Here is a 9,240-nt window from a genome sequence, read left to right on the forward strand (position 1 = left end):
GTCCTACGAGGCGCGCGCACTCGGCATCCACGCCGGTATGCCGCTGCGCCAGGTCCAGCGTCGATGGCCCCAGGTGCTCGTGACGGGCTACCGCCCCGAGGCCYACGACGAGGCGTCCGCCCGGCTGTTCGAGATCTTCCACCGGTTTACGCCGCTCGTCGAGCCCGGTTCGGTCGAGGAGGCGTTCCTCGACGTCACCGGCCGCGACCACGGTGACCCGCGCGGGGTCGCGCTCGCCCTGCGCGCCGCCGCTCGCGCCGAGCTCGGGCTGCCGGTGTCGGTCGGGGTGGGGCGCACCAAGCTGATGGCCAAGCTCGCGAGCCGACGCGCCAAGCCCGACGGCCTCGTCGTCGTCGACGCCGAGCTCGAGGCCCGGGTCCGACCGCGCCTGCGCCTCGACGAGCTGTGGGGCGTCGGCGCGACGACCTACGAGAAACTCCACGCCGCAGGCCTCTTCGTCGTCTCCGACCTCCACGGCCTCGACGAGGACGACCTCAAGCGCCTCGTCACCACGGCGATGGCGCGTCGCCTCCTGTCCATCGAGCGCGGCACCGACGACGCGACGATCCGCCTCCCTCGAGCCCGCCGGTCGGTGAGCGCCAGCCGCTCCTTCCCCGCCACGCGCACCCGGTCGAAGGTCGTCGCGGTCCTCGACGGCTGCGTCGACCGGGCCGTGGCGCGCGCCCTCGACCTCGATGCGCCACCTCGGCTCCCGAGCCGTCTCGAGGTGCTCGTCCGCTACGACGACGGAGCCCAGGTGCTCCAGCGCGGACGGCTCGACGCCCCGACCCTCGACCGAGCCGCCCTGCGTACTGCCGCGGCGCTCCTGCTCGAGCGGACGGCATACGAGTGGGACGGGCGCGGCGTCACGATGGTCGGCGTGACGCTGCCGCTGCCGGCTCCCGCTTGACCTCATGCCGACTCGAGGTCGCAGGATGTCCGGGTGACCACACCGAGCCTGGCCGACGCCCTCTCGCCCAACGAGACCGCCGACTACCTCGCGCGCATCGGTGCGGCGGCTCCCGAGGCGCCGACGGCGGCGGCCCTCGCCTCCCTGCACCGGGCGCACCTGCTGGCGGTGCCCTTCGAGAACCTCGACATCTCGCTCGGCCGGCCGATCCGTCTCGATCGGGATGCACTGCTGGACAAGGTGGTCCACGCCCGACGGGGCGGCTACTGCTACGAGCTCAACGGGCTGTTCGCACTGCTGCTGCGCAGCCTCGGATATGCCGTCGACCTCGTCTCCGCCCGCGTGGCCACCGCTGCCGGCGGGCTGACCGACGACTTCGACCACCTGGCGCTCGTCGTGTCGGGCGGGCGTCTCGAGGAGCCGGTGCTGGCCGACGTCGGTTTCGGTGACGGATTCATCGAGCCGCTACCGCTGCGTGACGGCTTCGAGCGCCGCGAGCGCGGCCACTTGGTGGGACTGGCGCGACGAGACGGCACGTGGGTCTCCCGCGAGCGCCGAGACGGCGAGGACTGGCGGGACTGCTTCGCCTTCACGGCGACGCCGCACCCGCTGGCCGACTTCGCCGAACGCAACGAGTGGCAGCAGACCTCGCCCGAGAGCCACTTCACCCGGTCACGCCTCGCGTCGGTGCTCACCCCTACCGGACGCCTCACCCTGAGCGGCGCCCGTCTCATCACGACGACCCACGGGCGGCGCGACGAGAGCGAGCTCGCCGACGAGGACGCGGTCCGCGCCGCCCTCGCCGAGCACTTCGGCATCGTCCTCGACGGGGCGTGAGGCACGGTGCTGCGCTGACGTCGCTGCGGCCGCCGGTCCCGTCGATTCACCGACACGCGATCCGTTGGCGTCGATAAACTCGGATCTCGCGCTGGAGGACGTCAGTGCAACGGCGCCGCCGGTCAGGCGAGACCGATGATGCCCCAGGAGCACCTGGTGGCGCGCCGGCAGCCGAAAGGGTGACATGACCCAGAGCCCCGCCGAGGACACGGCCCCTGAGACCCAGGGGAACCGCCGGCTGATGATCCTTCTCGCTATGGCGATGTTCGTCCTCGTCGTCGACACCTCGCTCATGAACGTGTCGATCTCGGCGGTCATCGTCGACCTCGACACGACGGCCAGCGGCGTTCAGTCCGCCATCGCGCTGGAAGCCCTCGTCTCGGCAGCCTTCATCCTCATCAACAGCAAGGTGGGCGACCTGATCGGACGTAAGCGGGCCTACGTCCTGGGGCTACTCGGCTATGCCGTCGGCGCGCTCGCGATGACACTCGCCCAGAGCCTCACGGCGATCATCGTCTTCTGGGCGATCATCGGGGGGCTCGGCGCCTCCCTGCTCCTACCGGCGATGCAGTCGCTGATCCACGGCAACTTCACGGGCACCGCCCAGAAGCAGGCCTATGCGCTCGTCGGCGCCTCAGCGGCCATTGCGGCCGCCATCGGTCCGCTGCTCGGAGGTTTCGTCACCACATACCTGACGTGGCGGGTCGGGTTCGCGCTGGAGGTCCTTGTCATCGTCGTCGTCCTGAGCCAGATCCGGTTGGTGCGCGACGTGGCCTACACCGGCTCGCGCAAGATCGACGTCGTCGGCGCGGTCCTGTCCGTCATCGGCATGGGCGGGGTGGTGCTCGGGATCCTGGTCTGGCAGGAAGGCGGTGAGCTCGTCGGTCTGCTCATGGCCGTCGGAGCCGTGGCGCTCGTGCTGCTGGCTCGGTGGCTGATCAGGCGCAAGCGCGCCGGCCGGGTGACCCTGCTCGACCCGGACCTGTTCCACCACCCGAACTTCACGGCGGGGGTCTCGGGCCAGCTGTTGCAGCAGGTCACGCTGGGCGGCGCCATGATCGCCCTCCCGCTCTACTTCCAGATGACGCTCGAGTACAACGCCCTCCAGTCCGGCTTGTCCCTGGCCCCCCTGTCGCTGACGATGTTCGGGGCGGCCTTGCTGGCCGGGAAGAAGGGCGGTGACCGACGCCCAGCCGCGGTCATTCGCGCCGGCTTCCTCCTCACGAGTCTCGGGGTCCTGGTCATCATCCCGTTCGTCCCCCGGGCCGACAGCGGTTGGTACTTCGTGGCGCCGCTCGCCGTCACGGGGTGTGGCCTCGGCCTGCTGGTGTCACAGCTGAACAACTACACGCTTGCTCCGGTCGCGGAGGAGCGAGTCAGCGAGGCCGCCGGAGTCAACTCCGCCGCCGGGTCCTTCGGCCTCTCCTTCGGCCTGGCCCTGGCGGGCGGCCTCATGCTCGCCGCCCTGTCATTCAGCTTCACCCGGCTGGCCGAGAGCAGTCCCGTCATCCCCGCCGCGCAGCAGCAGCAGATCGCGCAGGCCCTCGAGCACGACGCCGAGATCATGAGCAACACCCAGCTCGATCAACAGATCGCCGGGCAGCCGCCGGCCGTCGAGGCCGAGGTCCTGGCCATCAACGACGAGGCCCGCAACAGGTCGCTGCAGATCGCCCTGCTGGTGCCCCTGCTCGCCGGCCTGCTGGGACTCGCCAACTCGTTCCGGATGCTGCGCCTGCCCGACCAGAGACCGTCGTCCTCCCTCGAAGGCCTCGACCTCGGCTGAACGTCGGGCTGAACGTCTGGCTCTCAGCCCCAGGCATCCTTCGCCGGGCGGCAGAGGCAGAACGGGTGGCCGGCCGGGTCGGCGCAGACCCGGAAGCCGCGCTCCGGCCGCGACCGGGGCGGCTCGACGGGGTCGAGGGCCGTGCCGCCGAGGGCGAGCACCCGCTCGTGGGCTGCCGCGATGTCGGCGACGACGAAGTCGAGGTGCGCCTGCTGCTGGCCGCGCGGCCAGTCGGGAGACTCGTGGTCGGGCGCGAGCTGGGTCGCGATGCGTGGGCCGTCCCACACGACGTTGAACCAGTCCCCGTCGGGGTCGGCGTCGACCGTCCCGCCGAGCAGGTCGACGTAGAACTGCGCCACGCCRGCCGCGTCGGCGCAGTCGAGCGCGACGCAGTCCCAGCCGATCTTCGATGCAGCGGTGTCATTGCTCGTCATGCGACCACTCAACCACCAGTCGCGAACACCAAGTCGTGCGCCAGATCGCGCGGGAGATCGCGCCGGAGGTGTCGCTGTGGCGCAGCAACCGCGCGATCAGGCGCGCGATCAGGTGCACAGTCATGAGCGCGACGTCGCGCGATGGCGGGTCGGGCGGGCGCGACTCATCGGGTCGGCTCCGGCCAGACGAGGGTCGTGGAGGTGACGGGTCGGACCGTCGAGGAGGGACCGGTGCCGCCGATGCTGACCGTGTGCGTGCCCGGGGGCAGGTCCTCGAAGGTCGCGGTGCCGTGGCCCGCGCTCAGCTTCGGCTCAGCCGTGGCGAGCACCTTCCCGTTCGCGCTCCGCACCGTCACGGTGACGGCCCTGCGCGGCGGGTCGGTACCCGGCTCGTCGGACTCGAGGTCGAAGGCCACCTCGAGCGACTGACCCGCCGCGACGAGGTCGGGCACGACGGCCCGCACGTTCGTGTCGGTGATCTCGCGCCGCGGGCCGTGAGGATCTCCTGCACCTGGTCGAGCACGAACTGGTTGCACTGGAGGTTGGTGTGCTGCTCCGGGACCCGCACGGCAAGGTTGGTGTCGAGCGCTTCGCCGAGGCCGACCGCGCCGGTCAGCGGGACCGTGCCGTCGCCGAAGTCGTCGTCCGAGCCGAAGGACTGCGACGTGATCGCCCGCCCGTCCCGCAGCGTGACGGTCGTCTGGCTCGGCTGCCGGATGCCGACGACCATGTGCGTCATGGTGTGGCTCGCCGGACGCGAGGCCTCGGCGGCCTGGAGGTCGGTGTGGAAGGCCATCGCGTCGGCCACCATCGACGTGCTGACGTTGGGCACCGAAACCTCCGTCGTCTTGGCCCACCCACCCCCGTTGCCGATGCACGCGAACTCCGGGAGCAGCTGGAAGAGCGAGGGCATGCTGCGGGAGAAGCCCGTCAGGTCGACCGACAGCGGCCCGATCCCCTTCTTGACGCCGTTGACGAGCTGCTCGAGCGCGTCCGTCGCACCACGCCACGGCGTGCCGAGCGTGATGAGCTTGCGGGTGATCTCGGCGCCACCGCACTTCTCGATGTACCAGCGCGCGACGAGGCCACCCATGGAGTGGCCGATGAAGACGACCTTGGCGTCGGCATACTCCCCGCCCTGCGCCCGTAGCTGCTCGAGCGCGGGCTCCACGACGGTCCCGAGCCGCTCGCCGTTGTAGCGGTTCGACAGGCGCCAGTCGTAGGCGTACGCGATGAGCGTGGCCCGCCTGCCCCCGCCTCCCTGCTGGTAGCCCAGCTTCTCCAGCGCGCCGATGAGGACGTCGTAGCCGCGGATCGGTGTCCAGATCCCCGGCAGGACGTGGACGTCGGGCATCAGCGCGACCGGCTCGACGCCGTCGTCCGGATGCGCGTCGCCGATCCCCTCGGGTAGCGCCTTCTTGAGGATGGACTGGCCGCCCGTGAGCAGTTTCCACACCGCGCCACCGCTGGGCGCCCAGATGAGGTGCTTGCTGGCCGGCGAGCCGTCGTCACCCCGGACTCCGAGGGTGCTGCCCGTGATGCCCGGCAGCACCACGACCAGATCGTTGCTCGTCATGCGGACCCACCACCCATTCGTGCGTCGGCGAACTCTCCCGACCAACGGTGGCACCAGGCGTGCGCGGTGATACCCGAAACGGCCCAGCCAGTCGGGGACAACGGGTATGGATGCGGCACAGTGGGTCCGGACACCCCGGACGACAGAAAGGCCCCCTCGTGGACATCACCGATGTCATCCTCCGACAGCACGACGAGCAGCGACGGATGTTCGCCATGCTCGAGGAGTGGCCGCGCGACGACCACGAGGGCCTCGCCGCGATCTGGAAGCGGCTCGAGATCCTCCTCGAGACGCACGCCGAGGCGGAGGAGAAGTACTTCTACCCCGAGCTGCTGCGCATCGGCACGGGTGGCGCTGACGCCGAGTCCGTCGACGAGGAGGTCGAGGACGCCGTCAAGGACCACAACGACATCCGCAAGTCAGTGCGCCAGGTCGGGCGCTGCCGCACCGGTTCGGACGCGTGGTGGACGGCCGTCATCGACGCCAACGTCCACAACAGCGACCACATGGGCGAGGAGGAGCGCCAGGACCTCGCCGACTTCCGCCAGCGCGCGAGCCTCGAGCTGCGCCACGAGATCGCGATCCAGTTCCTGCGCTACGAGGCCCTGCGTGCGGCCGAGGGGATCACCCCGCGCGACAAGGACCCCGAGGCCTACGTCGAGGAGAAGAAGACGAGCAAGGCCACCGCCACGGCGGAGAAGGCTGCGGCCAAGGCGAAGAAGGCGGCGAAGACCGCCCCCGCGAGCTCCGCACCGGCCAAGAAGGCCTCACCCGAAGCCTCCGAGGAGGAGTGACCCCGTAGGGAAGTGAGCACTCGACGGGAAGGTTGCGTCGAGTGCCCCGTTTCCGGTGCGGGACTTCCCGACGGGTCAGGTGAGGTGGGCGCTCGAGGCGAGCGCGCGGCATACGTGGTCGTATGCCGTGGGGCTCCCGGCGGCGACGAGACCCGGGGTCGCGGTGTCGCGGGGTGAGTAGGTGACGCCCTCGGTCGTGCCGAGCAGACCGCCGGCCTCGGCGAGCAGGAGGGAGCCGGGCACGTGGTCCCACGGCGCGGCGGAGGCGTAGAGGATGTAGTCGGCCTCGCCCTCGACGAGCTTGGGATAGTCGATGCCGCACGACACCCACGTCAGCGTCATCGGCTCGAGGCCGGTGAGCGACCGTCCGATCCAGGCCCGGCGGGAGGTCCGGCCCCGCAGCCCCGGGTCGGCGGGCTCCGGGATCGTCAGGCGGTGCGAGCCGTCGGCGTCGTGGCGCCACGTGCCGGAGCCCCGCTCGGCGACGTAGCCGAGCCCGTGCTGCGGCTGCCAGATCCACGCGCGCACGACCTCGCCGGCGACGGTCTCGCTCACCATGACGGCGTGGTCCTTCGAGCCGTGGACGAAGTTCTTCGTGCCGTCGACCGGGTCGACCGTGAAGGCGTGGTCGGCGACGGCATAGCGCCCCATGAGCGCCGGGTCGCCGGCGAAGGTCTCCTCGCCGAGAACGACGGCGTCGGGGTAGGCGTCGGTGAGGGCAGCGGTGATGAGCACCTCCGCCTCACGGTCGGCATCGGTGACGAGGTCGCCCGGCCGCTTCTCGTGGATCTCGCCGTCGGCGAGCGCCCGGAAACGGGGATTGATGACCTGTTCGGCAACATCCATGAGCAGCCCCAGCACCTCGTCGGTCTCCACCCCACCAACCTAGCGAGGCCTGCTGGAGCGGACGGACGCAGGTGGTCCGGCGCGGAGCACACCTCGCGTGTTCGCGCTGACGAGCGAACGGGTAGGTACGGCTCGGTACGCAGCCTGTGGAGGGGAAGCGGGCCACTGGACCGGGAGTCGGCGTGCCGACTCCCGGTCCTTCTGCGTGCCGGAAACCCACGGCCGCCAAACCTCGGTGACGAGGGCGTATGCCGGATGGCAGGCTGACGCCGTGACCGACACCTCCCAGCCGTCCGCCGTGAGCCCGCCCGCGGCGCTGCCCGTGATGCCCGTGATGCCCGTGATGCCCGTGGTCCCGCTGACCGACGGCGTCGTGACCCTGCGGGCGCACACGCAGGACGACGCCGACGCGATCGTCGAGCAGAGCACCGACCCCGCGAGCCTGCGCTGGACGTCGGTCCCGCGCCCCTACTCGCGCGACGACGCCCTGAGCTGGGTCGAGCACAACCGCAGCGCGTGGGGCAAGCCCGGTGGCACGCGTTCGTGGGCCATCGAGTGGACGGACGAGACCGGCGCCCCGCGCTACGGCGGCACCATCGACCTGCGTCCGGGGGCGGCACCGTCCGCCGGCGAGCTGGGTTTCGGCCTGCACCCGGACGCCCGCGGCCGGGGGCTGATGTCGCGCGCGGTGCGGCTCGTCGTCGCCCACGCCTTCGCGACGCCGGTCTGGGGCGCGCCGGTCACCCGCGTCCACTGGCGCGCCATCGTCGGCAACTGGGGCTCGCGCCGGGCGGCGTGGGCGGCGGGCTTCACCTTCCACGGCACGATCCCGGGCAGCCACCCCGACCCGGACGGCGGCGCCGAGGCGCTCGACACCTGGACCGCCAGCATCACCTCGGGGGATCCGCTCTCGGCACGGACCCCGTGGCTGGCCGCGCCCCCGGTCGAGGGCGAGCGGGTCCGCCTGCGTCCGTGGCGTCTCGCCGACGTCGACGCCATCGAGCCACGCGACGACCCCGAGCACTGGATGCCGCCCCGGTCGATCCTGCGGCCGGAGACGTTCGCGGCCTGGCTGCTCACGCGGCAGGAGCGGATGTCCGAGGGGACGGCCGTCGACTGGTGCGTCGCCGACCGCGGGACGGACCGCGCCCTCGGCAGCGTCACCCTCTTCAGCCGCGGCGGGCCGATCGGCGACACGGCCGAGCTGGGCTACCAGTTCTTCCCGAGCGCCCGCGGTCGTGGCGCCGCCAAGGAGGCGGCCCGACTCGCCGTTGCCCACGCGCTGGCCCCGGCCGGCGAGGGCGGCCTCGGGGTGCGCCGGCTCGTCGCTGAGACCGCGGCCGACAACGAGGCGAGCAACGCCGTGCTGCGCTTCGTCGGCTTCGTCGAGTTCGGGCGCGAGCACGCGGTCGACCGGGTCGCCGGAGGCGCCTGGGGCGACGGGCTCCACTGGGAGCTGCTGCCTCCCGGCGCGACGGACTGACCCGGACTGACCGGGGTCACGTGCTGGACGGGGCCGCCCCTGACCCTGCCCGTGCGGGTATGCCACGGTGGACCATGCGCCGCCTGCCACCCGCCGGGCGGCGCGGCCGACGGAAGGACAGGCGATGAGACTCGGTCACGAGCAGGAGCTCGACGCACCGCTCGACGCGGTCTGGACGAACTTCATGGACCTGCGTCGCATCGGCCGTTGCTTCCCCGGCGCCAAGGTGACCAAGGTCGACGGCGACGACTTCGTCGGCGAGATCAAGGCCAAGCTCGGACCGCTGTCGATGTACTTCGACGGCACCGGCTCGATGGTCGAGCGCGACGAGGACAGCGGCCGCGCGCGCCTCACCGCCACGGGCCAGGAACGGCACGGCCTCGGACGGGCGACCATCGACATCACGCTGAGGCTGCACCCGCTCGACGAGGGCGAGCGCACCCGCGCGCACCTCGTCACCGACCTCGTCTTCCTCGGCTTCCCGATGGACTTCGGCACCGGGCTCGTTCAGCGCGCCTCCGACCCGCTCATCGAGCGGTTCCTCACGTGCATGGCCGTGTCCGGGCCGGTCCCCGAC

General features: G+C 71.7%; 11 protein-coding genes. 6 read left to right on the forward strand and 5 right to left on the reverse strand.

What is annotated here, in order from left to right:
* The 3 genes from AC1DP0_RS12940 to AC1DP0_RS12950 all read left to right on the forward strand — a co-directional run.
* The coding region (locus tag AC1DP0_RS12940; protein ID WP_478084967.1) for a Y-family DNA polymerase at positions 1 to 910 on the forward strand (910 nt) is incomplete at its 5' end.
* A 33-nt stretch (positions 911 to 943) separates the two neighbouring features.
* The gene (locus AC1DP0_RS12945; protein WP_478084968.1) at positions 944 to 1,747 is read left to right on the forward strand and encodes an arylamine N-acetyltransferase family protein; all 804 of its coding nucleotides are present in this window, start codon (positions 944 to 946) and stop codon (positions 1,745 to 1,747) included.
* A gap of 184 nt (positions 1,748 to 1,931) precedes the next feature.
* Positions 1,932 to 3,530, forward strand: a complete 1,599-nt coding sequence (locus AC1DP0_RS12950; protein WP_478084969.1) for an MFS transporter — start codon at positions 1,932 to 1,934, stop codon at positions 3,528 to 3,530.
* Between the two features lie 23 nt (positions 3,531 to 3,553).
* On the opposite strand, the gene AC1DP0_RS12955 is transcribed toward AC1DP0_RS12950, so the two are convergent.
* Genes AC1DP0_RS12955 through AC1DP0_RS12970 form a run of 4 tightly spaced genes read right to left on the reverse strand, consistent with a single transcriptional unit; the run spans position 3,554 to position 5,540 of the window.
* Positions 3,554 to 3,964, reverse strand: coding sequence for a VOC family protein (locus AC1DP0_RS12955; RefSeq protein WP_478084970.1), 411 nt, complete (start codon positions 3,962 to 3,964; stop codon positions 3,554 to 3,556).
* Positions 3,951 to 4,088 (reverse strand): hypothetical protein, encoded by a 138-nt coding sequence (locus AC1DP0_RS12960; RefSeq protein WP_478084971.1) that lies wholly within the window; start codon positions 4,086 to 4,088, stop codon positions 3,951 to 3,953. The genes AC1DP0_RS12955 and AC1DP0_RS12960 overlap by 14 nt, the downstream gene beginning before the upstream one ends.
* A 40-nt stretch (positions 4,089 to 4,128) precedes the next feature.
* The gene (locus AC1DP0_RS12965; RefSeq protein ID WP_478084972.1) at positions 4,129 to 4,320 is read right to left on the reverse strand and encodes a hypothetical protein; all 192 of its coding nucleotides are present in this window, start codon (positions 4,318 to 4,320) and stop codon (positions 4,129 to 4,131) included.
* A complete protein-coding gene (locus tag AC1DP0_RS12970; protein ID WP_478084973.1) occupies positions 4,317 to 5,540 on the reverse strand; it encodes an esterase/lipase family protein in 1,224 nt (407 codons plus the stop codon). The genes AC1DP0_RS12965 and AC1DP0_RS12970 overlap by 4 nt, the downstream gene beginning before the upstream one ends.
* Before the next feature lie 158 nt (positions 5,541 to 5,698).
* Here AC1DP0_RS12970 and AC1DP0_RS12975 point away from each other — a divergent pair, with 158 nt between their 5' ends.
* Positions 5,699 to 6,334: a hemerythrin domain-containing protein gene (locus tag AC1DP0_RS12975; RefSeq protein ID WP_478084974.1), complete on the forward strand. Its 636-nt coding sequence runs from the start codon at positions 5,699 to 5,701 to the stop codon at positions 6,332 to 6,334.
* 75 nt (positions 6,335 to 6,409) lie between these two features.
* Here AC1DP0_RS12975 and AC1DP0_RS12980 read toward each other — a convergent pair whose 3' ends face one another.
* Positions 6,410 to 7,210 (reverse strand): inositol monophosphatase family protein, encoded by an 801-nt coding sequence (locus AC1DP0_RS12980; protein ID WP_478084975.1) that lies wholly within the window; start codon positions 7,208 to 7,210, stop codon positions 6,410 to 6,412.
* 241 nt (positions 7,211 to 7,451) lie between these two features.
* Here AC1DP0_RS12980 and AC1DP0_RS12985 point away from each other — a divergent pair, with 241 nt between their 5' ends.
* The gene (locus AC1DP0_RS12985; protein WP_478084976.1) at positions 7,452 to 8,663 is read left to right on the forward strand and encodes a GNAT family N-acetyltransferase; all 1,212 of its coding nucleotides are present in this window, start codon (positions 7,452 to 7,454) and stop codon (positions 8,661 to 8,663) included.
* 124 nt (positions 8,664 to 8,787) lie between these two features.
* The coding region (locus AC1DP0_RS12990; RefSeq protein WP_478084977.1) for an SRPBCC family protein at positions 8,788 to 9,240 on the forward strand (453 nt) is incomplete at its 3' end.

The organism is Terrabacter sp. P5_B1 (genome assembly GCF_056400505.1).